Origin of the sequence: Methylomonas sp. LWB (assembly GCF_001856095.1) — a bacterium.
Taxonomy (GTDB): Bacteria; Pseudomonadota; Gammaproteobacteria; order Methylococcales; family Methylomonadaceae; genus Methylomonas; species Methylomonas koyamae_A.
In genome coordinates this window covers 442,758-467,725 of sequence record NZ_MKMC01000012.1, presented here as the reverse complement: position 1 = coordinate 467,725, position 24,968 = coordinate 442,758, and the positions used below count along the sequence as shown (strand labels likewise).

Sequence of the window (24,968 nt, the reverse complement as noted above, 5' to 3'; positions counted from 1 at the left end):
CCATGCCGGTCCGCTCACTCGACGTCAATATCAAAACTAAATTGGTGCTGATTATCTTGGTAACCAGCCTGGTCGCGCTGTTACTGGCCGGAACCGGTTTCGTCGTGCACGAGCGCATGCGTCTGAAAGAAGATATGGCCAAGGACTTGCAATCGCTGGCGCGGATTGTGTCCGGCCGCAGCACCGTCGCCTTGTCCTTCGGGGATCCGGGCGTCGCCGAAGCCAATCTTAGCGCGTTGGGCGTCAAGCCCGCGGTGGTGTCCGCCTGTATTTACAACGCCGAGGGCGGCTTATTCGCCGAATATCGGCGGGGCGAATCTTGTCCGGCCTCGTGGCCGGCGCGGCAACAGGTCGGACTGGCGGTTTTCGGTGAGCAATTTTGCCGAATGGCCGAGGATATCGAATTGGACGGTCAGCATGTCGGACGGGTGTTGATCGTGGCCAGTTTGGCGGAACTGAATAATCTCTGGCGGGGTTCGTTGATCGCGGCATCGCTAATCGTGGTATTGGCGGGTGCCATCGCATTTTTGATGGCTTCGCGCTTGCAAAGGGTGATCTCGGCGCCGTTGGTTAAGCTAAAAAAAACCGTCGAGACCATCAACCGCAGTCAGGATTACACGCTGCGCGCCGAGCGCCACAGCAACGACGAACTCGGCGCATTGATTTCAGCGTTTAACACCATGATCGCGACGATCGAAAACCGCGATCGCCAGTTGGCGGAAAGCCGCCATCAACTGGCGGCGGTCAATGAGGACCTGGAACGCCGAGTGGCGGCGCGGACCGCCGAGTTGGCCGAAACCAACGTCAAACTGGCGCACAACGGCGCGATATTGACGACGGTGCTGGACAGCATGTCGCAAGGCTTGATTGCCTTCGACGCCAATTTGAAATTGCTGGTGTGGAACAAGCAATTGGCGCTCGTGCGCGGCTATCCGGAAGAATTGTTGCAAACCGGCCGCGATCACAGCGATTTCGAACGTTTTGATTTACATGACGATGCCTTGCGTTACGCCGAAACCAAGGCCGAGTTGCGCGAGGCCCTGGAAAGAATCAGTCGCTTTCAACCACACCGCTACGTGTGGACGCGGGCCGACGGCAAGGTGTTGGAAATCAGCGGCGGGCCGATTTCCGACGGTGGTTTCGTCAGTACCTACGAAGACGTCACGTTACGCAAACAATACGAAACCGCGCTGAAGGAAGCTCGCGATGCTGCCGAATCGGCCACTCAAACCAAAAGTCAGTTTCTCGCCAATATGTCGCACGAGATCCGCACGCCGATGAACGGCGTGCTGGGCATGCTGCATCTTGCGCTGCAAACCGAACTCAGCGCGTCGCAGCGCAACTATTTGGCCAAAGCATATAGCTCGGCTAGGGCCTTGTTAGGCATCCTTAACGACATTCTGGATTTTTCCAAGATCGAGGCCGGTAAACTGACGTTGGAGCAAGCCGAATTCCGATTCGATGCGGTCGTCGATCAATTGGCCGATGTCATCGGGTATCAAGCCGGCTTAAAAAATATCGAGTTTTTGATTCGGCACGACCCGGAAATTCCGCCGCTGTTAATCGGCGATCCGTTGCGTCTTGGGCAGGTGTTGACCAATTTGTGTAGCAACGCGTTGAAATTTACCGAGCGTGGCGAATTGGAACTGGCGTTTCACGGCCGCGTCGTCGCGCCGACCGAAATGGAACTGCTGGTCACGGTGCGGGATACCGGCATCGGCATGTCGCGAACCGACCGCGATAAATTGTTCACCGAATTTACTCAGGCCGACCAAGGCACTAGTCGGCGCTTTGGCGGTACCGGCTTGGGACTGGCCATTTCCAAGAAACTGGTGGAAATGATGCGAGGCCGAATCTGGATCGATTGGTCGGAGCCGGGTCTGGGGACGACGTTTTGCTTTACCGCGCGTTTGGGTATTGTCGGTGACGGCGCGCTGCGGCCGCAATCGCTGGAGGACAAGGTTGGCCGGCTGTTGGCCGACGTCCGGGTGTTGGTGGTGGACGACAACGAAGCGTCGCGGGAAATCATTGCCGATATGCTCAGGCCGTTCGGCGTACGCATAGGGGTTGCCGCCAGCGGTGCCGAAGCCTTGACCGAATTGCGCCAAGCGACCGCAACTCAATCCTACGAACTGGTGTTGGTGGACTGGCACATGCCTGGCATGAACGGCGATGAAGTGGTGGAACAAATGCGCGCCGACCCTCGCTTGGCCGGGCTTAAGGCGATCATGGTCACCGCTTACGGCAACGAGGACGTCATGCGCCTGGCGGACAAGGTCGGCATCGACGGTTTCTTGATCAAACCTGTCTCGCCGTCGTCTTTGCTGGATGCCATCCTGTCGGCCTTGGGACGTGGCCGTATCCAGGGCATGGCCGACAAATTCAAGCCGCGCCTGACAGGTGGCGTGGAAACCGGACCATTACACGGTCGCCGCATCTTGCTGGTTGAGGATAACGAAATCAACCGTGAGTTTGCCGGCGAATTATTGCGCGGACACGGCCTGGAGGTAGACGAGGCAGTGAATGGCGAGGAGGCGGTGCGGAAAGTCTGTCAGACAGCTTACGACGCGGTGTTAATGGATATTCAGATGCCGGTGCTGGACGGCTTGGAAGCGGTACGGCAAATCCGGTCGCTAACCCAAGCCGACGGCGCCGACCGCTTCGGTGCGATGCCGATTATCGCGATGACGGCGCACGCCATGGCGCAAGACGTCGAAAAAAGTCTGCAAGCCGGCATGAACGACCATATCACCAAACCGATCGATCCCGAGCGTTTGCTGGCTTCGTTGACCACCTGGATCGCCGGCACCGGGAGCCAGACTCCCCCAGCCTCGGCAACGGCTAGCGTCGCATACCCGGCGGATCTGCAGTGTTTACGTCATATCGATGTCGCGCAGGGCATTCGGCGCATCGGCGGCAATTCGGAGGCTTATCGGCGGCAATTGCTGCGATTTTTAGCGCATTACGCCGACTCGGTGACAGAACTGCGTGCTTCGATCGAAGCGGGGCGTTTCGAAGAAGCGGAAGCGCATTGCCACGCGCTGAAAGGCGTCAGCGGCAACCTGGGCGCGCAAGCCTTGTTCGAAGCGGCCTCCTCTGTTGACGCGGTGTTAAAGCAAAGCCACCCGCCGGCCGAAGCGCAACTCGCCGATTTGGAGCAATGCTTGGCGCGGATTATCCTCGAATTGACCGATTTGGCGGCGAAACAGCCGGAAAACGTGGTGGAGCCGAAACCCGTCGTCAATACCCAGGAAGTCGCCAAGGCCGCCGAGCGTTTGGCGAGGATCTTGGACACCGATCTTGGCGCGGTAGAATCGGCGCTCGCGGAGCTGCGGGCGCTGGCGGCAGGGGGGGGATGGCAGGCGGAACTTGACGCGATCGCCAAATCAATCGATCGCTTTGCAATCGACGAAGCCCAGCTACAATTAGCGCGGTTGCGCGATGGCTTGCAGCCGGAAAACCCATGAAGATGTCGAGCTACCACGGATAGGCGGGGAATGGAGAACATTCAGTACTCTAAAACACGAACTCATCTGTCTTTTTTCAACTTCAAGCATGGGCCAAGCCGTAGCAGTGGCGACCGTGCATTTAGATTTACCTGCCGCGCGGCAATATCTTACAATTCGGCAGCCTTGAGCTAACAATAATTACTTTTAGGAGGATGGTTATGTTAAAAATTCGTTTGCTGGTCGCCGCGTTGGCGATGACCGGTTCCTTGTCCGCATCAGGCGCGGAATCCTTGCCGGCCAGCGCTCCGGCACCGGAAAACAATCCCACCACAGCCGAAAAAGTCTCGTTGGGAAAAATGCTTTACCACGATCCGCGATTGTCGTCGACCGGCACCGTGGCTTGCGCCTCTTGCCACAACACCATGCTGGGCGGCGAAGATAATCGACCCAACTCGATGGGCGTCAACGGTCAAACCGGCGGACGTAGCGCGCCGACGGTCTGGAATGCGGCTTTCAACGCAGTGCAATTTTGGGATGGTCGTGCGGCCAGCCTGGAAGAACAAGCCGCCGGTCCCGTGACCAATCCGATCGAAATGGGCATGAAAAGCTGGGACGACGTAGTGGCCCGCTTGAAAACCATCGAAGGCTATCAAGACGCGTTCGAAAAAGCCTTCGGCAAGGACTCGATCAGTAAGGATAATGCGACCAAGGCTATCGCGGCTTACGAACGTACGCTAATTACGCCTAACAGCGCTTACGACAAATATGTCGAAGGCAATACCAACGCCATGACCGAACAACAAGTACGCGGCATGAAAAAAGCCGTCGAAATCGGTTGCACCAGTTGCCACAGCGGTCCAGCCTTTAACGGTGCCGGCATGTTCCAAAAATTCCCAGTGAATTCCAACGGATATTTCGAAGCGCAATACCATTTCCAAAAAGATTTGGGCCGCGCCGAAGTCACCAAAAGCGATGCCGACAAGCATTTCTGGAAAGTGCCTACGTTACGGAATGTTGCTCTGACCGCACCGTATTTTCACAACGGCTCCGTGAAAACCTTGGACAGAGCCGTATGGTTGATGGCAAAACTGCAATTGAATAAGGAATTGTCCGACGCCGAAGTAGCCGACATCGTCGCATTTTTGAACGCACTGAGCGGCGAATTTCCGACACAAAGCATGCCGCATCTCCCCGGCACGCCAGGCAGTTCTTTCAACTAATCCGGGCTGTAAGCCAAACAAGGGGCCGGAAGGCCCCTTTTTTATTGTCACGGACGATGGTCCTTGCCTCAGCAAAAGCACCACGCCAACTTAAAGTCTCCGACGAATACTATCAGCTCGAATGCCGGGGCTGATTGGGTCTATTGTGCGATTTTTATAGCGATGGTGGCGTTTTATGGAGCACGCACAGCGAACGAGTAGGCTCTTCCCCGAGCGAGCGTATCGGTTGCGGGTTCTTGTCGACCAAAGGCCGCATCTCTACCCTAAAATCCCGCCGGACGACTAAAATAGGCGCGCTAGCTTTGTTGTCAAAGACTCAAGGTTGGCGATTCTAGAAGCGATCTTGCAGCGATTAATTTAGTAAGTAATTGACCTATATGAATAAAATTAAAGTACTCTTTGTCTGCATGGGCAATATTTGCCGATCGCCGACGGCGGAAGGCGTGTTTTCCAATTTGATCGAAAGTCAAAATTTGGCCGATCGCTTTCAGATCGATTCCGCTGGCACGCATGCCTATCACGTCGGCGACGCGCCGGATTTACGCGCGCAAAAAGCCGCTCGCGATCGCGGCGTGGAATTGAAACACCTGCGCGCACGCAAGGTATCGGCAGCGGATTTTGCCCATTTCGACCATATTTTGGCGATGGATAGCGAAAACCGGGAGAGTCTGACCGAGCTGTGTCCGCCGGATCATCGGCATAAAATCCGTTTGTTTTTGGAGTATGCGCCGCATCTACTGGAGCATGAGGTCCCCGATCCGTACTATGGCGGCAGTTACGGCTTCGAACGGGTATTGGATTTGGTCGAACAAGCCTCCGAAGCCTTTCTGGAGTCCCTGCGTCAGACCGGTCGTTTGTAACCATCCAAAGGAGTTAGGACATGGCCATAGTGGCAAACACGGTTGCTTATCTGGATCAAGAGACCTTGCTGGAAGGGTATTTCGCGTACGACGACGCGGTTAGCGGCCAGCGCCCGCTGGTATTGATTCATCACGCTTGGGGTGGGCGGGACGAATTTGTCGCCGGCAAGGCTCGAAAATTGGCTGAATTGGGCTACTTGGGGTTTGCGGTCGATATGTACGGAAAAGGCGTGTTAGGCAGCGGCCCCGATGAAAATGCCAAGTTGATGCAGCCGTTCATGGCGAATCGCGCCTTGTTGCAGCGTAGGACGCTGGCGGCGCTGGCGGCGGCCAAATTATTGCCGTGGGCCGATAATCGCAAAATTGCGGCAATCGGCTTTTGCTTCGGCGGTTTGTGCGCGTTGGATTTAGCCAGGACCGGCGCCGATATTCAAGGCGTGGTGGCCTTCCACGGTCTATTCTCGCCGCCCGCCAACATTCCGGAGCCCATGATAAAAGCCAAGGTTTTGGCCTTGCACGGTCACGACGATCCGATGGTGCCGATGGAGCAGGTTATCGCGCTGCAAGCCGAATTAACCAAAGCCGGTGCCGATTGGCAACTGCATAGCTACGGTCACACCCTGCACGCGTTTACCAACCCGGTGGCCAATAATCCGGGGTTCGGCACGGTGTACCAGCCGCTCGCCGACCGGCGTTCGTGGCAAGCGATGCAAAACTTTTTGGCGGAGATTTTTGCCTGACGTGGCTGGGGGGCGTTTGCTATAATTGCCGGCTTTACAAACCTGTCGGTACTGAGTAAATGGAATTGACAACTCAGGCCCACCCGTCGATGCGCTTGCCGTCGACCGCTATGGAATCACGGACCCATGTCAGACTTCGCTAAAGAAATCATTCCTGTCAATCTCGAAGACGAGATGAAACAGTCCTATCTCGATTACGCGATGAGCGTCATCGTCGGTAGGGCGCTTCCCGATGTCAGAGACGGCCTGAAGCCGGTGCACCGCCGCGTACTGTACGCGATGAGCGAACTGGGCAACGATTGGAACAAACCGTATAAAAAATCCGCCCGCGTCGTCGGTGACGTGATCGGTAAATACCACCCGCACGGCGATACCGCGGTTTACGACACCATCGTCCGAATGGCGCAACCGTTTTCGCTGCGTTACATGTTGATCGACGGTCAGGGCAACTTCGGCTCGGTGGACGGCGATTCGCCGGCGGCCATGCGGTACACCGAAGTGCGGATGGCAAAGATCTCCCACGAGTTACTGGCCGATCTGGACAAGGAAACCGTCGATTTCGTCGCCAACTACGACGAGTCAGAATCCGAACCCACAGTGCTGCCGACTAGAGTACCCAATCTACTGGTCAACGGCTCTTCCGGCATCGCGGTCGGCATGGCCACCAATATCCCGCCGCACAACCTCGGCGAAGTGGTCGGCGCCTGTTTGGCCTTGATCGAAAACCCCGATTTGACGATTCCCGAGCTGATGGGGATCGTACCCGGCCCGGATTTTCCGACCGCCGGCATCATCAACGGCGCATCGGGCATACACGAAGCGTATGCCACCGGCCGGGGCCGAATCTATCTGCGCGCCCGTTGCCATTTCGAGGACATCGGCGACAGCGGCCGACAAGCCATCGTCACGACGGAACTGCCGTACCAGGTCAACAAAGCCCGCTTGCTGGAAAAAATCGCCGAATTGGTCAAGGAAGGCAAGCTGGAGGGCATTTCCGGATTGCGCGACGAATCGGATAAGGACGGCATGCGGATGGTCGTCGAATTGCGGCGCGGCGAAGTGGCCGATGTGGTGTTGAACAATCTCTACAAGCAAACCCAGTTGCAGACCGTATTCGGCATCAACATGGTGGCTTTGTACGACGGTCGGCCGCATTGCATGAATTTAAAGGACATTCTGGCCGCCTTCATCGACCATAGACGCGAAATCGTGACGCGCCGGACGATCTTCAATCTACGCAAGGCGCGCGAGCGGGCGCATATCTTGGAAGGTCTGGCGGTGGCGTTGGCGAACATCGACGAGATGATCGAGCTGATCAAAACCTCGCCGAATCCGCAGGAAGCCAAAGTCGGCCTGTTGGGTCGATCCTGGAATGCCGGACTGGTCGCGTCTCTGCTGGACCGCGCAGATGCGGATCGCTCGCGCCCGGAAGACTTGCCGGCCGAATTCGGCTTGGCGAACGGCCAATATCGGCTGTCCGAAAATCAGGCTCAAGCCATCCTGGATTTACGTCTGCATCGCTTGACCGGGCTGGAGCAGGAAAAAATCGTCAACGAATATCGGCAATTGCTGGAATTGATCGACGAATATTTGTTCATCTTGGGCAGCGACGTGCGCTTGATGGAAGTCATCAAGGAAGAATTGGAAGAAATCAAAAACCAATATGCCGACGCGCGCCGAACCGAAATCGTTCAGGATTATTCCAACCTGACCGCTGAAGATCTGATCACCGAGGAAGACATGGTGGTGACCATGTCGCACGAGGGTTACGTCAAAACCCAGCCGCTGACCGATTACAAAGCGCAACGGCGCGGCGGTCGCGGTAAATCGGCGACGGCCACCAAGGAAAACGATTTCATCGAAAAACTGATCATCGCCAACACCCACGACACCATCCTGTGTTTCTCGTCGCGCGGCAAGGTATATTGGCTGAAAGTGTACGAGTTGCCGGTAGCCAGCCGAGCCTCGCGCGGTAAGCCTTTCGTCAATTTGTTGCCGTTGGAAGAGGGTGAACGCATCAACGCGATGCTGTCGGTTCGCGAGTACAGCGAGGACAAATACGTGTTTATGGCGACGATGGCCGGTACGGTCAAGAAAACGCCGCTGACTGAATTCGCGTTCCAATTGGCGAAAGGTAAAATTGCGATCGATTTGCGCGATAACGATACCCTGGTCGGCGTCGCGCTGACCGACGGCCGTCAAAACGTCATGTTATTTAGCAGCGACGGTAAGGCGGTCTGTTTCAACGAGAGCGACGTACGTTCGATGGGCCGGGTCGCGGCCGGTGTGCGGGGTATCCGCTTGCAGGAAGGCCAAAAAGTGATTTCGCTGATCGTCGCCAGCGAGGGGACGGTATTGAATATCACCGAAAACGGCTACGGCAAACGCACCAAGCTCGAAGAGTTTACCCAGCACAAGCGTGGCGGTCAGGGACTGATTGCGATTCAAACCTCGGAACGCAACGGCGCGGTGGTCGGGGCTGTGCTGGTCAACGACACCGACGAGATCATGCTGATTACCGACGGCGGTACCTTGGTCCGAACCCGCGTCAACGAAATTTCGGTGGTGGGTCGCAATACTCAGGGCGTTACCGTGATTCGCCTCGATAAAGGCGAGAAAGTGGTTGGCGTCGACCGCATCGAAGCGCTGGGCGACGAAGAAGGCGATCTCGACGACGAAAGTCCGGATAGCGACGCGGCACCGTCGACAGGAGAGGAAGAATAATGGTCAGGATTTATAACTTCAGCGCCGGTCCGTCGATGTTGCCGGAACCGGTATTGCTACAAGCGCAACAGGAAATGTTGGATTGGCGGGGCAGCGGTATGTCGGTGATGGAAATGAGCCATCGCGGTCCGCACTTCATGGTCATTGCCGAGCAAATGAAGAACGATCTGATCGAACTGCTGGCGGTACCGGCCAATTATCGGGTGTTGTTTCTACAGGCCGGCGCCAGCGCGCAATTCGCGATGATTCCGCAAAATATCCTGAACGGCAAAACCAAGGCCTGTTACGTTAATACCGGCGCTTGGTCTACCGCGGCGATCAAGGAAGCCGGCAAATATTGCGAAGTCCAGGTGGCGGCCAGCGGCGAATCGACCGCGTTCACGACAATCCCAGCCTACGCGGACTGGCGAGTCGATCCGGCAGCCGCCTACTTGCACTACACTTCCAACGAAACGATACACGGCGTCGAATTTAACGATATTCCGGACGCCGGCGACCTGCCGCTGGTTTGCGATATGTCGTCGAATATCCTGTCCAGACGGGTCGATATCGGCCGCTATGGCTTAATCTACGCCGGCGCGCAGAAAAACATGGGGCCGTCAGGCGTGACGGTAGTCATCGTCCGCGACGATTTGGTGGGCTTGGAGGCCAAGAATACGCCGGCCGTGTTCAGCTATGCTCAGCAGGCCAAGGCCGATTCGATGTTGAACACGCCGGCCACCTACAACTGGTATTTGTTGGGTTTGACGCTGCAATGGCTGAAAGGCGAGGGCGGCGTCGTCGCGATCGAACAACGTAACATCCGCAAAGCCAACAAACTTTACCAAGCCATCGACGATTCCAGTCTGTACCGAAATCCGGTCGATCCGGCCTGCCGGTCGCGGATGAATGTGCCATTCGTATTGGCCGATGCAACGCTGGACAAAGCCTTCCTCGCGCAAGCCGAGCAACAAGGCTTGAGCACGCTGGCAGGCCATCGTTCGGTGGGCGGCATGCGCGCCAGCATCTATAATGCGATGCCGGAAGCCGGCGTCGAGGCCTTGATCGAATTCATGGCCGAGTTCGAGCGTACTCATTAAGGCTTATGACCGCGATCATTCCTTTGTCCGAACTGCGCCAGCGTATCGATGCCATAGATCGGCAGATTCTCGACTTGATCAATCAGCGCGCCAGTTGCGCGCTGGAAGTCGCGCGTACCAAGCAGGCCGAAGGCGAGACCGGCAGTTTCTACCGCCCTGATCGCGAGGCGCAGGTGTTGCGGCGCATCATGGAGATCAATCCTGGCCCGTTAGGCGATCAGTCCGCCGCGCATTTGTTCCGGGAGTTGATGTCGGCTTGCCTCGCTCTGGAAAAACCGCTGGAAGTCGCCTTCCTCGGCCCTGCCGGCACCTTCTCGCAACAGGCGACGTTTAAGCATTTCGGACACGCGGTCCAGGATACTCCGGTCCCGACGATTCATGAAATCTTCCAGGCGGTAGAGACCGGTCATTGCCAGTTCGGCGTCGTGCCGGTCGAAAACTCCACCGAAGGCGTCATCGCCCATACGCTGGATCGCTTCATGGACAGCCCCCTGCAAATCTGCGGCGAGGTCGAAATCCGCGTCCATCAGAACTTGCTGGGCAAGATGGAAGGCTTAGTCGGGATTGGCGAGGTATTTTCCCATCAACAATCGCTGGCCCAGTGCCGGCAATGGTTAACCGCCAATCTGCCCGGCGTGCCGTGTACCGCGGTTAGCAGCAACGCCGAAGCCGCGCGCTTGGCATCGCTGGACCACGGTAAAGCGGCGATCGCTGGCTTGACGGCGGCGGAATTGTACGACTTGAACGTGATCGCCAGACACATTGAAGACGAAGCCAACAACACCACCCGTTTCATCGTCGTCGGACGCTTACAACCGGTTTCGACCGGTTTCGATAAAACCTCGATTCTGGTGTCGACCGGCAACCAACCGGGGGCATTGCATCGGATTTTGGAGCCGTTCGCCGAGTATGGCATCAGCATGACCCACATCGAATCCCGGCCGTCCCGCCAGGGTTTGTGGGAATATGTGTTTTTTATCGATATCGAAGGGCATCGCGATGACGACGATGTCGCCAAGGCACTGAAAACCTTGGAGAACAACGTCAAAATGCTGAAAGTGCTCGGCTCGTATCCCAAGGCAGTCATTTAATCTTTTTGCTTCATGAATTTATTTTTATCTCTTGCTTTAGACGGCGTTCAACAACTGATGCCATATGTGCCGGGTAAACCGGCGGAAGAATTGCAGCGCGAGCTGGGTTTGAGCGAAGTCATCAAGCTGGCGTCCAACGAGAATCCGTTGGGGACCGGCCGGAAAGTCGCAGAGGCCATTCGCAATACTTTGCCGGAAATAAGCCGTTATCCGGACGGCAGCGGTTTCGCGCTAAAGACGGCGTTATCGGCCCGCTGGAGAGTGGATGCGGCGCAAATCACGCTTGGCAACGGTTCCAGCGAGATTCTGGAATTGGTGATGCGCACCTTCGTCGCTCCCGAGCATGAAGTCGTATTCGCTCAGCATGCCTTTGCTTTATATCCCATCCTGACTCAAGCAGTCGGTGCCAAAGCCGTGGTCGTGCCGGCCAAGGCTTACGGCCACGATTTGGACGCCATGCGCGCGGCGGTGACCGACCTTACCCGGGTAGTATTCATCGCCAACCCGAATAATCCGACCGGCACCTTGTTGGCTGCGCAAGCCGTCGAAGAGTTTATCGCCTCGCTGCCGAAGTCAGTGTTATGTGTGCTCGACGAAGCCTATTACGAATTCGTCGATCCAGCCGTGCGCACCGAATCCATGCACTGGCCGGATAAGTACCCGAATTTGATCATCGCTCGCACCTTTTCCAAGGCCTACGGATTGGCCGGCTTGCGCATAGGCTTCGGCGTATCGTCGCCGGAGGTGGCCGATTTGCTGAATAGGGTGCGCCAGCCGTTTAACGGTAATATGTTGGCGTTGGCGGCTGCGGAAGCCGCCCTGACGGATGCCGATTATTTGACCGAGACCATTGCTGTCAACAATGCCGGTATGGCGCAATTGACATCAGCCTTCGAAGCCTTGGGTTTGCCTTGGATTCCATCTTCCGGCAACTTCGTCTCGGTCGATATGCGGCAGCCGGCGATGCCGCTCTACCAGGCCTTGCTGAGAAAAGGCGTGATCGTGCGCCCGGTCGCCAATTACGAAATGCCCAATCATTTGCGAGTCAGCATCGGTACCGAACGCGAAAACCGAATCTTCATCGACGCGTTGTCCCAGGTATTGCAAGGTGTTTGAGCGCCTATGCATCATCGGGATTGGCTTGATTGGCGGCTCGATCGCCAAGGCCGCCCGCGCCGAGGGTTTGTGCAAACAGGTAGTGGCGCTGGGCCGGGAGAAGAATCTGCCCAACATGCAGCGCGCGGTCGAGTTGGGCGTCATCGACGCGTTTTATACCGATGCCGCCCAAGCGATGGCCGGTACCGATTGCGTGATCATTTGCACGCCGGTCGGCAGCATGCAAGCCATCTTCGAGCAACTCAAGCCGTATTGGAATTCGCAAACGCTTTATAGCGACGCCGGCAGTACCAAGGGCAGCGTGGTCGAAGCGGCGCGAGCGGTGTTCGGCAAGGTGCCGAGCAATTTCGTGCCGGCACATCCGATCGCCGGCGCCGAGCGCAGCGGCGTCGAGGCGGCGAAGGTCGATTTATATAAAAACCGTCGCTTGATTTTGACGCCGCTATCGTCCACCGACCCTCGGGCCGTGGATCAATTCAGCGCATTCTGGCGGCGGATCGGTTCCAGCGTGGCCATCATGAGCGTGGAGCACCACGATACCGTGCTCGCCGCTACCAGCCATCTGCCGCATATTCTGGCCTTTGCGTTGGTCGGCATGCTGGGCCGCAAGGACGAGCAGCGCGAAATTTTCAAATACGCGGCTGGCGGGTTTCGCGACTTTAGCCGTATCGCGTCCAGCGACCCCACCATGTGGCAGGACATTTGTCTGGCCAATAAACAGGAAATCATTCCGCTGATTCAACAATTTCAAGCGGAGCTTAATCAAGTCGAGCACCTGCTGCAAAACGGCGACGCTTCCGCGTTGTTCGAAACTTTCAGCTACGCCAAGCAGGCCCGGCAACGTTTTCTCGAAATTTTTGACGATCCAACCTAACCACTATGTCCTCATCCACTAACGTCATTTTCCAAGTCCAACCCGGCGGCAGCCTGAACGGCGAGATTCGCGTGCCCGGCGATAAATCGATGTCGCACCGCTCCATCATGCTCGGCTCGCTGGCCGACGGCGTTACCCACGTCACCGGCTTTTTGAACGCCGAAGATGCGATGTGTACCTTGGAAGCCTTCCGGGCGATGGGCGTACAAATCGAAGGGCCATTCAACGGCGAAGTGACCGTGCACGGCGTCGGCAAGCATGGTTTGAAGGCCCCGGAAAAACCGTTGTACCTGGGTAACTCCGGCACCTCGATGCGGCTATTGTCCGGGCTGTTGGCCGGACAGCCGTTCGACTGCGTGTTAACCGGCGACAAGTCGCTTGAATCCCGGCCGATGAAGCGAGTGACTGCGCCTTTGGCACAAATGGGCGCGGAGATCGTCACCCAAGAAAACGGCACCGCGCCGTTGCACATCAAAGGCAAGGCCGGCAAATTGCAAGGCATGCATTACGACATGCCGATCGCCAGTGCCCAGGTCAAATCCTGTTTGTTGCTGGCGGGCATGTATTCGGAAGGCGAAACCAGCGTCACCGAACCCGCGCCGACCCGCGATCATACCGAACGGATGCTGGCCGGCTTCGGTTATCCGGTCACTCGCGACGGCGCGACCGCGAGAATCACCAGCAACGGCAAATTGACCGCGACGAATATCGACGTGCCTAGCGACATTTCCTCTGCGGCGTTCTTTTTAGTCGGTGCCAGTATCGCGCCGAATTCCGATGTCACCTTGAAACACGTCGGCATCAATCCGACTCGCACCGGCGTCATCGACATTCTGCGCCTGATGGGCGCCAACATCGAAGTGCTGAACGAGCGCGAAGTCGGCGGAGAACCGGTCGCCGATTTGCGGGTGCGTTCCGCGCAATTGCAAGGTATCAATATTCCCGAGCATCTGGTGCCGCTGGCGATCGACGAATTTCCAGTGCTGTTCGTCGCGGCAAGCTGCGCCGAAGGCCAAACGGTGCTGACCGGCGCCGAAGAATTGCGGGTCAAGGAATCCGATCGGATTCAGGTGATGGCGGACGGCTTGCAAATCCTGGGTATTGACGCTCAAGCCACCAAAGACGGCATGGTGATCAACGGCGGTCAAATCGGTGGCGGCGAAGTTGATTCACACGGCGATCACCGCACCGCTATGTCGTTCTCGATCGCCGGATTGCGTGCCTCCGGACCGATTACGATCAAGGATTGCGCGAATGTGAATACCTCGTTCCCGGAGTTCCGCGACTTAGCGGTCAAGCTGGGACTCGATGTTAGCGTGATTTAATATGACGGCACCGGTTTTAACGATAGACGGGCCTAGCGGCGCGGGAAAAGGCACGGTCAGTCGTGCCGTCGCCAAGCTTTTGGGCTGGAATTATCTGGATAGCGGTTCGATATACCGGTCTCTAGCGGTAGCGGTGCTCAACGCAGGATTGAATTTGGACGATGTGCCGGCTATTTGCGAGGTCGCTCAAGCCATGCTGTTAGAATTCGACTGCGGTGACGCATTGATCGTCAAACTGAACGGTGTGGACATCACGGCGCGTCTGGCGACAGAAACCACCGGCAATACGGCGTCCATCATTGCGGCCTACCCCGATGTCAGAGCGGTTCTTTTGCAAAAACAAAAGGATTTTCAACAGCTTCCCGGCCTGGTTGCCGACGGGCGGGACATGGGCAGCGTGGTGTTCAGCGATGCCCGTTACAAGGTCTACTTGACCGCCAGCGCCGACGAGCGAGCATTAAGACGATATAAACAGTTGATTGAAAAGGGGATTGATGCTAATCTTCCGCAAATCACCCGTGAGATAGAAGAACGTGATCGTCGCGATAGTCAGCGAACGTCCGCGCCGCTTACCGTTCCGGAAGGCGCGTTGTACATCGACTCCTCGAATTTGACAATTCAAGAAGTCATCGATCAGGTGGTTAATTTAGTCGTATGAGACTTTTTGGCGGTTGTCGGCGGTTGTCGGCGGCTTTTTATTAATTTTTGATAAATGTGAAAACTTGTTCGTGTTTTAACAAGTTTGGGAAAGAAAAGATGGGCGAAAGCTTTGCAGAGTTGTTTGAAGAGAGTTATGCCAAGACCGAAATGCGTCCTGGCGCGATGTTGATCGGTACCGTTGTCGACATCGAAAACGAATTTGTTATCGTCAGTACACAGGCGAAATCCGAAGGTGTCATTCCAAAATGGCAGTTTCTGAATGCCGACGGCGACTTGGAAGTCAATATCGGTGACGAAATCGAAGTTGCTCTCGATTTGTTCGAAGATGGTCTGGGCGCCACTCTTCTTTCCCGCGACAAAGCCAAGAAAAGTAAAGCGTGGGCTGAACTGGAAAAAGCCTTCGAGACTCAAGAAACCATTGTCGGCCGTATCAACGGCAAGGTACGCGGCGGCTTCACCGTAGCGGTCGGCGCGTTGCGCGCGTTCCTGCCGGGTTCTCTCGTCGATGTACGTCCGATTCGCGACACTACCTTCCTGGAAAACCGCGATCTGGAATTCAAAGTCATTAAAATCGACCAAAAACGCAACAATGTCGTGTTGTCGCGCCGCGCCGTCGTCGAAAGCGAATACAGCGCCGAGCGCGAAGAATTGGTTAAAACGCTGCAAGACGGCGCGATCGTTACCGGTATCGTTAAAAACCTCACCGATTACGGTGCGTTTATCGATCTGGGTGGCGTCGACGGTCTGTTGCACATCACCGACATGGCATGGCGTCGTGTACGTCATCCATCCGAGTGCGTGGAAATCGGTCAGGAAGTTAAGGTTAAAGTCCTGAAATTCGATAAAGACAAAACTCGCGTATCGTTGGGCATGAAACAAATGGATGAAGATCCATGGCAAAACATCGCTCGCCGTTACCCTGCCGGCACTCGCGTGTTCGGTAAGGTCAACAACCTGACCGACTACGGTTGTTTCGTTGAAATCGAGGAAGGCGTCGAAGGTTTGGTACACGTTTCCGAAATGGACTGGACCAATAAAAACGTTAACCCATCCAAGGTCGTACAATTGGGTGATGAGTGCGAAGTCATGGTTCTGGAAATCGACGAAGAACGCCGTCGTATTTCGCTGGGCATGAAGCAATGCCGCTCCAACCCTTGGGATGAATTCGCGGCTACGCACAACAAAGGCGACAAAATCTCCGGCAAAATCAAATCGATTACCGATTTCGGCATCTTCATCGGTTTGGATGGCGGTATCGACGGTCTGGTGCATATGTCCGATATCTCCTGGAACGAGAACGACGAAGAAGCGATTCGCGCCTACAAGAAAGGCGACGAAGTCGAAACGGTTATTCTGGCCGTGGACTCCGAACGTGAGCGTATTTCGTTGGGTATCAAACAGCTGGAACAAGACCCCTTCCAAAACTATATCGCCCTGCATGAAAAAGGCAGCTTGGTGAAAGGTACCATTAAGGAAGTCGATGCCAAAGGCGCTGTGATTACCCTGGCCGATAACGTCGAAGGCTATTTGCGCGCTTCCGAGATTCAACGCGATCGCGTCGAAGATGCCCGCACTTTGCTGAAAGAAGGCGATGAAGTCGAAGCTAAATTTATCGGCGTCGACAAAAAAACCAAATCCATTTCATTGTCGATCAAGGCTAAGGATATGGAAGAAGAATCCAACGCTATTAAGGATTACTCGTCACAAAATGCCGGTACCGCGACATTAGGCGACATCTTTAAACAAATCGACAAATAACTCGTCGACTTCGGGGGTGGCGTGGGCGTAAACCTCATGCCGCCCCTTTTTGATTATTCAGGGTTGGATGTGACAAAATCAGAATTGATAGAGGTGCTGGCTAGAAAACAGCCGCATCTTGCGCTTAAAGACGTGGAGCTCGCTGTCAGATGTGTTGTCGATCACTTGAGCGATACGCTGGCTAGCGGCGATAGAATAGAAATCAGGGGTTTTGGCAGTTTTTCGTTGCATCATCGTTCGGCTAGATTGGGACGCAATCCCAAAACCGGCGAATCGGTTTCGTTAACCGAAAAACATGTTCCCCACTTCAAACCCGGCAAGGAGCTTCGGGATATGGTCGACGCTTCCAGGGAGAAATACAAAATCGTCGATTGATCAGGCACCCCGCCTGCTTCAAGTTTTTTACGATATTTGCCATAGCCGCCGATGAGTCTGTTTGAGCATCCTTACAACTACGACCCAGGCTATGGCTACACTCTCGAACGATTGCTCGGCGTCGATGCGCCGACCGAGCCCGCCGATTTTGAGGACTTTTGGTCCACCCGTTATCGGCAAGTCCTGCAGCAATCGCCACGCTTCCAAATCGGTAACCCGACCCTGGTCGACGGTTATCGGGTCAACGATATTTCCTACCAGTCCACGGACGGTATCACGATCGCCGGTTGGTTACTGGAACCGCACGGTCAAACGGTCACGCAGGCCATCGTTGTGGGACACGGATATGGCGGCCGGGAAGGCCCGGACTTTCATTTGAGCTTTCCCAATACCGCGCTCTTGTTTCCGTGCTTTCGTGGCATTTCCCGGAGCCGTTGTACGTCTATCCCGGAGCGGCCTGATTGGCATGTCGTGCAGAATATCCTGGATAAAGATCGTTATGTGATCGGCGGTTGCGTGGACGATCTGTGGCTGGCGGTATCGGTATTGTGGACGATTTATCCGCAGGCCCGGGAACGGATCGGTTATATGGGAATCAGTTTCGGCGGCGGGATTGGGGCTTTAGCAGTGCCTTGGGACGGCAGAATTCGTCGCGTTCACCTAAACGTACCGACATTCGGTAACCAGCCGTTGCGTTTAAGTCTGCCCAGTTGCGGTAGTGCCGACGCATTGCGAGCCTATAGTCAGCATTTGGGTCATATTCCCGACACATTGACCTATTACGATGCCGCTACCGCCGTGCGCCATGCCAATCAACCCCTGCATGCCGCATTGGCCTTGTTCGATCCGGTAGTCGCTCCACCGGGTCAGTTTGCGATTTACAATGCCTGGCACGGCGAGAAACGCCTGTTCACACTGGATGCCGGCCATTTCGAATATCCGGCGCAACGTCTACAAGAGCAGCAGTTGTTGGCGGAACTCAAGCTATTTTTCTCGCCCAACTGACAAGCTTGCGATGAAACGGGAATATCATCATTGGTTCAGCCCGCGTTTAGAACGCGATATGGAGTTTTTGGTATTCGGTCATGCCGGCGCCAAAGTGCTGGTCTTTCCGACTCGGGACGGCCGTTTTTACGAATACGAGAACCTGCGAATTGTTGATAGCTTGGCCGACAAGATCAACGCGGGCCACATGCAATTGTATTGTCTGGACAGCATCGACCACGAAAGCTTTTATTGTTTTTGGTGTCAACCGGGCGATCGCATCAAGCGCCACATGCAATTCGAAGATTATGTGTTGAATGAAATTCTGCCGTTCATTGCACTGAAGAACCCGCATCCGTGCTTAATTTCGCATGGCTGCAGTCTGGGCGCCTATCATGCCGCCAATATCGCATTTCGCCACCCGCATTTATTCAAAAAGCTGGTGGCGTTTTCCGGACGCTTCGATCTAACCCTGGAGGTGGAATGCTTCAAGGATTTATTCGAAGGACACTATAACGACGATATTTATTTTCATACGCCAACGCATTTTTTGCCGAATTTGACCTGCGAATCCCAATTGGCGGCCATTCGGGCGCTGGACATCACCTTGGTGATCGGCAGAGCGGATCCATTTTTACAAAACAATCACGACCTGAGCCATATTCTGACCCAGAAGCAGGTGCCGCACAGGCTCTACGAATGGGATGGCCGCGCGCATCAAGGCCATTCCTGGCGGCGCATGGCTCCATTATACCTTTGACCGAATCGCCATCGATGATCAAGCGCAGCCTGCTAGTACTATTGTTGACCTTACTTGCGCTGGGTGCGATTTTCGGACTCAAGTTTTACCGGATGCGCCAAGCGGCCAGCCAAGTGCCTGCAGTACCTCCGGCCGTCGTTGCCTTCTCCGAGGTCAAAAGCGAACACTGGGACTCTTCGTTAAGCACTGTCGGCAGCTTTCGCGCCGTCGCCGGTATCGATATCAGCAACGAAATTGCCGGGATGGTCCAAGCCATTCATTTCAACTCCGGCCAAACTGTAAAAGCCGGACAGTTGTTGCTAGAACTGGATAGCGCTACCGACCGAGCGGAACTCGACGGCCTGCTCGCCGAACAAAAATTGGCCGGCTTACGGTATCAGCGTGGCCAGAGCATGTTGGAGCGAAAATTCATCGCCGCCGCCGATCAGGATCAAAATCGAGCGCAGCTCGATCAAGCCGCGGCGGCGGTTGCCGGCAAGCAGATCCAAATCGCCAAGAAACACATCAAGGCGCCGTTTGCCGGCGAGTTGGGCATACGTCGCGTCGATCTTGGGCAGTACTTGCCGGTTGGTTCGGCGATCGTGATGCTTGAACAACTCGATCCGATGTATTTGGATTTCACGTTGCCGGAACGCGATCTTGGCCGGATTGGCAAGGGCCAAAAGGTGATCGCCAGCGTACCTGCCTTTCCAGACCAGTATTTTGAAGGAGAGGTCACTGCGTCGAATCCCGCGGTCGACACCGATAGTCGAACCATCAAAGTACAGGCACTGTTTAGAAACCCAGGGAAATTGCTTCGGCCAGGGATGTTCGCCCAGATCAAACTGTCCGCCGAGGCCGACCAAACCGTGTCGACCTTGCCGGATACCGCCATCAGCTACAACCCCTACGGCAATTCCGTGTTTGCGGTTCAGCGCGGTCCGGCCGGATGGATCGTGCAAAGTCGCCAAGTCAAAACCGGCGACAGTCGGGGAGGGCGAGTCGAAATTTTGGAAGGGCTGCGGCTCGGCGATAAAGTCGTTGCCGCCGGACAAATGAAGCTGCGTAACGGCATGGCCGTCACGCCGGACAGCCAACCCGCGCCCGGCGAACGCGAGCAGGCTCCGTGAAGTTGACCGATTTATTCATTGTACGGCCGGTCCTAGCCAGTGTCGTCAGTTTGCTGATCCTGCTTCTCGGCTTAAGAGCCTTGGACGTCTTGGAATTGCGCCAATACCCGAAAACCGAGAATACCGTCGTGACCATCACGACCGCCTATCCCGGCGCGGACAGCGACTTGATTAAAGGCTTTATTACAACGCCGCTGCAACAGGCCATAGCCGAAGCCAACGGCATTGATTATCTGTCTTCCAATAGCCGCCAGGGCAGCTCGGTCATCGAGGCTCACATGCGGCTGAATTACGATCCTAACGCCGCGGTCGCCGAGATTCAGGCCAAGGTGGCCGGTAAGCGTAATCAATTGCCGGCCGAAGCCGAGGATCCGGTGATTAGTTCGCAAACCGGCGACGACACCGCACTCATGTATATCGCGCTGTACAGCGACACCTTGCAGGACTCGCAGATTAGCGATTATCTGCTTCGGGTCGTGCAGCCGAAGTTGCAGGCGGTCCCCGGCGTCGGCAAGGCCGCGATGTTGGGCAACAAGACCTTCGCGATGCGTATCTGGCTAGACCCCGCGCGCATGGCGGCCTTAAGCGTAACCGCCAACGACGTCGCCGGCGTGCTGAAAGCCAATAACTATTTATCCGGTATCGGCGCTACCAAGGGTAATTTCGTTAAAATCGATTTGGGTGCCACGACCGACGCGGTGTCGAAACGGGAATTCGAACAATTGGTGGTTGCCAATCGTCGCGGCGCGCTGGTTCGATTAAACGACATCGCCGACATCGAGTTGGGCAGCGAAGACTACGACACGGTTAATTGGTACAAAGGCAAGACCGCGATTTTCATGGGCATCGAGCAGGCGCCGGGCGCCAATCCGTTGAAGGTTGCGAAATCGGTTAAAGCCTTGTTGAAAGAGATCGAGCGCGACTTGCCCAACGAAATGCATATCTTGCTGCCTTACGACGCCAGCCAATTCATTGAGGATTCGATCCACGAAGTCTTCGCAACCTTGTTGGAAGCCGTCGCGATCGTGTTAGGCGTGATTTTTTTGTCGCTCGGCTCGTTCCGCGCGGCGCTGATCCCGGCGGTCACGGTGCCGCTATCGCTGGTCGGCGCCTGCTTTTTCATGCTGGCAATGGGCTTTTCGATCAACTTGCTGACGATGTTGGCAATGGTACTGGCGATAGGCTTGGTGGTGGACGACGCGATTGTCGTCGTCGAAAACATCCACCGACACATCGAGCAGGGTCACGGCCGTTTGCAAGCCGCATTGGCCGGCGCCCGCGAACTGGGACTGCCTATCATCGCGATGACCACGACGCTGGTAGCGGTGTACGTGCCGATCGGTTTCATGGGGGGCTTGGTCGGCACGCTGTTTACCGAATTCGCTTTTTCTCTGGCCGGCGCGGTACTGATTTCCGGGATTGTCGCGTTGACGTTGTCGCCGATGATGAGCGCGCGCATCTTGCCGGAAGCCGGGCGCGGCGGACGTTTCGAAGCCATGGTCGAACATTTTTTCGAAGGCTTGGCCAGCGGGTACCGGTCCGTGTTGCGCCGAATTTTGGAATTTCCGTACACGGTGCTGATCTTCGCGCTGTTGGTGTTGCCCAGTATCTATTGGATGTACGATTGGTCGGGCAAGGAACTGGCGCCGACCGAGGATCAAAGTTTTTTGTTCGCGATCGCCAGTAGCCCGCAAACCGCGACGCTGCAATACAATCAGACCTACTCCCGCGAATTGATCCGGCATTTCGAAAGCCTGCCGGAGCACGAAGAAAGCTTTTTGATCATGGGCTTCGGCGGGGATACCAATACCGTATTCGCCGGTATGAAAATGCCGTCGAGTTTCGAGCGCCAGCGCTCCCAACAAGCCGTCGTTCCGGAACTGCAAGCCAAGGTAGACAGTATCGCCGGCTTTCAGACCGCCGTCGTATCGCCGCCCAGCTTACCGGGCTCGGGTGGCGGATTGCCCCTGCAGTTCGTCGTGACCAGCGACGCCGATTACGCTAAGCTGGATCAGGTGGCCGAGCAAGTGCTGGCGCAAGCGATGCAAAGCGGTCAATTTGCATTTTTGGTCAAGGACGTTCGCTTCGACCGGCCGAAATCGACGTTGGTGATCGACCGGGACCGTGCCGCCGATTTAGGTATCACGATGGAAGACATCGGCGCCAACTTGGCCGGTTGGCTGGGCGGACAGTACGTCAACCGATTCGGCTTGCAAGGCCGCAGCTACAAGGTAATTCCGCAAGTCGGCGACGCAGACCGCCAGGATTTGGCTAAATTGGACGGCTATTACTTGCGAGGCAGCTCCGGCGCCCAAGTACCGCTGTCGGCCTTGATTAAAGTCGTCGATAGCGTCGAACCCGGCAAACGCAGTCAGTTCCAACAACTCAACAGCATCACGCTAAGCGGGATTCCGGCGCCGGGTATCGGTCTCGGCGATGCAATGGCCGCGCTGGATGACATTGCCGAAGAAATCTTTCCGCGCGGGTTCGCCGCGGATTACACCGGCGAGTCGCGCCAATACCGTCAGCAGGGCAACGTGCTGATTCTGACCTTCTTCATGGCTCTGCTCATTATATACTTGGTGTTGGCCGCGCAATTCGAGAGTTGGCGCGATCCGTTGATTATCTTAATTTCAGTGCCGCTATCGATCGCCAGCGCATTGGCATTTTTGATGCTCGATTTCGCGACCGTCAACATCTATACCCAGGTGGGCCTGATTACGCTGATCGGCTTGGTTGCCAAAAACGGTATTTTGATCGTCGAATTTGCCAACCAACTGCAACAGCGTGACGGCTTGAACAAGCCGGCGGCCATCGAACAGGCAGCCGGGATCCGGCTTCGGCCTATTCTGATGACCACGGTCGCGATGATCGTCGCGATGCTGCCGCTGTTGACCGCCACCGGCCCCGGCGCCGCCAGCCGCTTTGCGATCGGTCTGGTGATCGCTTCCGGCTTGGGTATCGGTACCGTATTGACGCTATTCGTCGTGCCGCCGTTTTACGTGATTTTGGCGAAAGATCGCAGTGCTGAGCAAACGTCCCCGACCGTCGACGACCAATAAAACACGGTAACGGTCATTCGGGCCTCCGCTGTGGCACAATATCCGGATCGGACCGATAAACAGGTCCTGACACCTTGCCATAAACCATAGAATTTGCTCGGGAGCAAACATGCGCATTGTTCGATTGAAAGTGTTGTTAACCAGTCTTGCACTTGGTATCGCGTTCGGCGGCCCGGTTCAGGCGGAAAATGCCGGGCCGCAAGATCATGCCGGCCATCACGGATCCGACAGTTTCGAGTGGCCGGGGATCTACAACGGTTTTCTGCCTTGCACCGATTGCGCCGGCATTAAGACTTCGCTGGCGCTGAACAAAAACAGTAGTTATATGTTGATGACTCAATTCGCCGGCAAGTCGGATCGCGAATTTGTCGAGAAGGGTAAATACAGCTGGGACGACAAGAGTAAAACCATCACGTTGACCCCGAAAAACGGCGGACCCAGCCATGTCTATCTGGTCGGCGAGAACGTGCTGACCCAGCTTGACGAACACGGCAATCGCATTTCCGGCAAGCAAGCGGAACGCTATCAATTGCGCAGGACCGACTTTACCCAGCAAGCGCCGTCTCACGGCGGACATTAAGCCGACTGCCGGGTTGCGGGTGCAGGTGGCGGCAACAATGGGCCGGTCTAGGAGATTCGCTTGACCCATCGATAGCGCACTTCGGAGCGACCGCTCATTCCAAGACAAGATTGCCATTGCAACTTTAGGAATCAGGGATATGCAACTGACTGCTCATACGGATTACGCGCTCAGAGTGTTGATTTATTTGAGCCGTAATACCGATAAATTGGTGACGATTAGCGAATTGGCGGAGTTTTTCGGTATCTCCAGAAATCACTTGGTCAAAGTGGTGCACAAATTGGGACTCAAGGGATTTGTGCGAACCGTGCGCGGCAAGGGCGGCGGCATCCGTTTATCCAGGCCCGCTGCCGAAATCAATATCGGCGCGGTGGTGCGGGAAGTGGAAGGCCGGTTTCAGATGGCCGAATGTTTCAACCCGCAAAAACAAGGGGTTTGCGCACTTCAAAACGGTTGCCGCTTGACCGGTTTATTGAGCGACGCGGTCGAACAATTTCTGGCGGTACTCGACGGCGCGGCGCTGAGCGACGTGGCGCTGGAACCGTAAATCCCACGCGGTTAGCGGTAATGATCGCCGACGTATGGGTTGCTTTTGCGCTCCGCGCCGAACGTCGACATCGGCCCATGTCCCGGGATGAATTTTACGTCGTCGCCGAGCGGCCAAAGTTTCAGACGTATCGAGTCCAACAACGCCTGATGGTCGCCGCGCGGAAAATCGGTACGGCCGATCGAGCCCTTGAACAATACGTCACCGACAATGGCCAAACGCGCGTCGCTATCGTAAAAAACCACATGACCCGGCGTGTGGCCGGGGCAATGTAGGACTTGTAAGGTATTGAGTCCAACCTGAACGCTATCGCCGTCCCGCAACCAGCGGTCCGGTTTAAATATCTTGGTTGGCGGAAAACCGAACATCCGGCATTGCTCCGGCAACAGCTGTATCCAGAAATCGTCGTCTTGATGGGGACCGGCGATCGGCAGGCTCAGCTTTTCCGCTAGCGCCGCAACCCCGCCGACGTGGTCGAGATGACCGTGGGTAACCAGTATCGATTCCAACTCGGCGTCGTGTTGCGCAACGGCCGCCAAGAGCAGTTCCAGGTCGCCGCCCGGATCGACCAAAGCGGCCTTGCGGCTGCGTTCGCAGACCAGCAGCGTGCAGTTTTGCTGGTAAGCGGTGACCGGGATAATCTGATATCGCATCG

At 56.0% G+C, this 24,968-nt stretch carries 20 protein-coding genes; 19 read left to right on the top strand and 1 reads right to left on the bottom strand.

The annotated features are described in order from the left end of the window. Positions 1-2: 2 nt before the first annotated feature. The 19 genes from BJL95_RS08005 to BJL95_RS07915 all read left to right on the top strand — a co-directional run bounded on the left by BJL95_RS08005 (position 3) and on the right by BJL95_RS07915 (position 24,313). Positions 3-3,467, top strand: coding sequence for a response regulator (locus BJL95_RS08005; protein ID WP_139306171.1), 3,465 nt, complete (start codon positions 3-5; stop codon positions 3,465-3,467). Positions 3,468-3,667: 200 nt separating this feature from the next. Beyond that, the gene (locus BJL95_RS08000) at positions 3,668-4,669 is read left to right on the top strand and encodes a cytochrome-c peroxidase (protein WP_071156903.1); all 1,002 of its coding nucleotides are present in this window, start codon (positions 3,668-3,670) and stop codon (positions 4,667-4,669) included. Between the two features lie 377 nt (positions 4,670-5,046). Beyond that, positions 5,047-5,529 (top strand): low molecular weight protein-tyrosine-phosphatase, encoded by a 483-nt coding sequence (locus BJL95_RS07995; RefSeq protein ID WP_064027631.1) that lies wholly within the window; start codon positions 5,047-5,049, stop codon positions 5,527-5,529. Between the two features lie 20 nt (positions 5,530-5,549). Continuing rightward, a complete protein-coding gene (locus BJL95_RS07990; protein WP_071156901.1) occupies positions 5,550-6,269 on the top strand; it encodes a dienelactone hydrolase family protein in 720 nt (239 codons plus the stop codon). A 126-nt stretch (positions 6,270-6,395) separates the two neighbouring features. Then, on the top strand, positions 6,396-8,993 hold the full coding sequence (gyrA, locus tag BJL95_RS07985) for a DNA gyrase subunit A (RefSeq protein WP_071156899.1): 2,598 nt from the start codon (positions 6,396-6,398) through the stop codon (positions 8,991-8,993). Then, a complete protein-coding gene (gene serC / locus BJL95_RS07980; protein ID WP_071156897.1) occupies positions 8,993-10,072 on the top strand; it encodes a 3-phosphoserine/phosphohydroxythreonine transaminase in 1,080 nt (359 codons plus the stop codon). The genes gyrA and serC overlap by 1 nt, the downstream gene beginning before the upstream one ends. Positions 10,073-10,077: 5 nt before the next feature. Beyond that, positions 10,078-11,163 (top strand): prephenate dehydratase, encoded by a 1,086-nt coding sequence (gene pheA, locus BJL95_RS07975; RefSeq protein ID WP_064027623.1) that lies wholly within the window; start codon positions 10,078-10,080, stop codon positions 11,161-11,163. Positions 11,164-11,175: 12 nt separating this feature from the next. Then, positions 11,176-12,279: a histidinol-phosphate transaminase gene (gene hisC, locus BJL95_RS07970; RefSeq protein WP_064027621.1), complete on the top strand. Its 1,104-nt coding sequence runs from the start codon at positions 11,176-11,178 to the stop codon at positions 12,277-12,279. Further along, a complete protein-coding gene (locus BJL95_RS07965) occupies positions 12,272-13,153 on the top strand; it encodes a prephenate dehydrogenase/arogenate dehydrogenase family protein (protein WP_071156895.1) in 882 nt (293 codons plus the stop codon). Before hisC ends, BJL95_RS07965 begins: the two co-directional genes overlap by 8 nt. Before the next feature lie 5 nt (positions 13,154-13,158). Further along, positions 13,159-14,478, top strand: coding sequence for a 3-phosphoshikimate 1-carboxyvinyltransferase (gene aroA / locus BJL95_RS07960; protein ID WP_071156893.1), 1,320 nt, complete (start codon positions 13,159-13,161; stop codon positions 14,476-14,478). Position 14,479: 1 nt separating this feature from the next. Next, positions 14,480-15,136 carry a (d)CMP kinase gene (cmk, locus tag BJL95_RS07955; RefSeq protein ID WP_071156891.1) on the top strand — a complete coding sequence of 219 codons (657 nt, stop codon included), beginning with the start codon at positions 14,480-14,482 and terminating at the stop codon, positions 15,134-15,136. A gap of 98 nt (positions 15,137-15,234) precedes the next feature. Then, the gene (gene rpsA, locus BJL95_RS07950; RefSeq protein WP_064027613.1) at positions 15,235-16,896 is read left to right on the top strand and encodes a 30S ribosomal protein S1; all 1,662 of its coding nucleotides are present in this window, start codon (positions 15,235-15,237) and stop codon (positions 16,894-16,896) included. Positions 16,897-16,965: 69 nt separating this feature from the next. Next, positions 16,966-17,271, top strand: coding sequence for an integration host factor subunit beta (locus BJL95_RS07945; protein WP_064027674.1), 306 nt, complete (start codon positions 16,966-16,968; stop codon positions 17,269-17,271). 51 nt (positions 17,272-17,322) lie between these two features. Continuing rightward, positions 17,323-18,276: an acetylxylan esterase gene (locus tag BJL95_RS07940; RefSeq protein ID WP_064027611.1), complete on the top strand. Its 954-nt coding sequence runs from the start codon at positions 17,323-17,325 to the stop codon at positions 18,274-18,276. A gap of 10 nt (positions 18,277-18,286) precedes the next feature. Continuing rightward, positions 18,287-19,015, top strand: coding sequence for an esterase family protein (locus BJL95_RS07935; RefSeq protein WP_064027609.1), 729 nt, complete (start codon positions 18,287-18,289; stop codon positions 19,013-19,015). A gap of 14 nt (positions 19,016-19,029) precedes the next feature. Then, positions 19,030-20,124, top strand: coding sequence for an efflux RND transporter periplasmic adaptor subunit (locus tag BJL95_RS07930; protein WP_071157073.1), 1,095 nt, complete (start codon positions 19,030-19,032; stop codon positions 20,122-20,124). Beyond that, positions 20,121-23,186 (top strand): efflux RND transporter permease subunit, encoded by a 3,066-nt coding sequence (locus BJL95_RS07925; RefSeq protein WP_071156889.1) that lies wholly within the window; start codon positions 20,121-20,123, stop codon positions 23,184-23,186. The genes BJL95_RS07930 and BJL95_RS07925 overlap by 4 nt, the downstream gene beginning before the upstream one ends. Before the next feature lie 109 nt (positions 23,187-23,295). Next, positions 23,296-23,766 (top strand): copper resistance protein NlpE, encoded by a 471-nt coding sequence (locus tag BJL95_RS07920; RefSeq protein ID WP_071156887.1) that lies wholly within the window; start codon positions 23,296-23,298, stop codon positions 23,764-23,766. Positions 23,767-23,905: 139 nt separating this feature from the next. After that, entirely contained in the window at positions 23,906-24,313 is a 408-nt protein-coding gene (locus tag BJL95_RS07915) for an Rrf2 family transcriptional regulator (RefSeq protein ID WP_071156885.1), read from the top strand. Positions 24,314-24,324: 11 nt separating this feature from the next. Here BJL95_RS07915 and BJL95_RS07910 read toward each other — a convergent pair whose 3' ends face one another. Beyond that, on the bottom strand, positions 24,325-24,966 hold the full coding sequence (locus BJL95_RS07910) for an MBL fold metallo-hydrolase (protein ID WP_071156882.1): 642 nt from the start codon (positions 24,964-24,966) through the stop codon (positions 24,325-24,327). Between the last annotated feature and the right edge of the window lie 2 nt (positions 24,967-24,968).

Bases quoted from the DNA above. Each gene is read 5' to 3' on its own strand.
- pheA (WP_064027623.1), top strand. From the start codon at position 10,078: ATGACCGCGATCATTCCTTTGTCCGAACTGCGCCAGCGTATCGATGCC.
- BJL95_RS07995 (WP_064027631.1), top strand. From the start codon at position 5,047: ATGAATAAAATTAAAGTACTCTTTGTCTGCATGGGCAATATTTGCCGA.
- BJL95_RS08005 (WP_139306171.1), top strand. From the start codon at position 3: ATGCCGGTCCGCTCACTCGACGTCAATATCAAAACTAAATTGGTGCTG.
- hisC (WP_064027621.1), top strand. From the start codon at position 11,176: ATGAATTTATTTTTATCTCTTGCTTTAGACGGCGTTCAACAACTGATG.
- BJL95_RS07910 (WP_071156882.1), bottom strand. From the start codon at position 24,966: ATGCGATATCAGATTATCCCGGTCACCGCTTACCAGCAAAACTGCACG.
- rpsA (WP_064027613.1), top strand. From the start codon at position 15,235: ATGGGCGAAAGCTTTGCAGAGTTGTTTGAAGAGAGTTATGCCAAGACC.
- serC (WP_071156897.1), top strand. From the start codon at position 8,993: ATGGTCAGGATTTATAACTTCAGCGCCGGTCCGTCGATGTTGCCGGAA.
- BJL95_RS07990 (WP_071156901.1), top strand. From the start codon at position 5,550: ATGGCCATAGTGGCAAACACGGTTGCTTATCTGGATCAAGAGACCTTG.
- BJL95_RS07940 (WP_064027611.1), top strand. From the start codon at position 17,323: ATGAGTCTGTTTGAGCATCCTTACAACTACGACCCAGGCTATGGCTAC.
- cmk (WP_071156891.1), top strand. From the start codon at position 14,480: ATGACGGCACCGGTTTTAACGATAGACGGGCCTAGCGGCGCGGGAAAA.
- BJL95_RS08000 (WP_071156903.1), top strand. From the start codon at position 3,668: ATGTTAAAAATTCGTTTGCTGGTCGCCGCGTTGGCGATGACCGGTTCC.
- gyrA (WP_071156899.1), top strand. From the start codon at position 6,396: ATGTCAGACTTCGCTAAAGAAATCATTCCTGTCAATCTCGAAGACGAG.
- BJL95_RS07935 (WP_064027609.1), top strand. From the start codon at position 18,287: ATGAAACGGGAATATCATCATTGGTTCAGCCCGCGTTTAGAACGCGAT.
- BJL95_RS07920 (WP_071156887.1), top strand. From the start codon at position 23,296: ATGCGCATTGTTCGATTGAAAGTGTTGTTAACCAGTCTTGCACTTGGT.
- BJL95_RS07915 (WP_071156885.1), top strand. From the start codon at position 23,906: ATGCAACTGACTGCTCATACGGATTACGCGCTCAGAGTGTTGATTTAT.
- aroA (WP_071156893.1), top strand. From the start codon at position 13,159: ATGTCCTCATCCACTAACGTCATTTTCCAAGTCCAACCCGGCGGCAGC.
- BJL95_RS07930 (WP_071157073.1), top strand. From the start codon at position 19,030: ATGATCAAGCGCAGCCTGCTAGTACTATTGTTGACCTTACTTGCGCTG.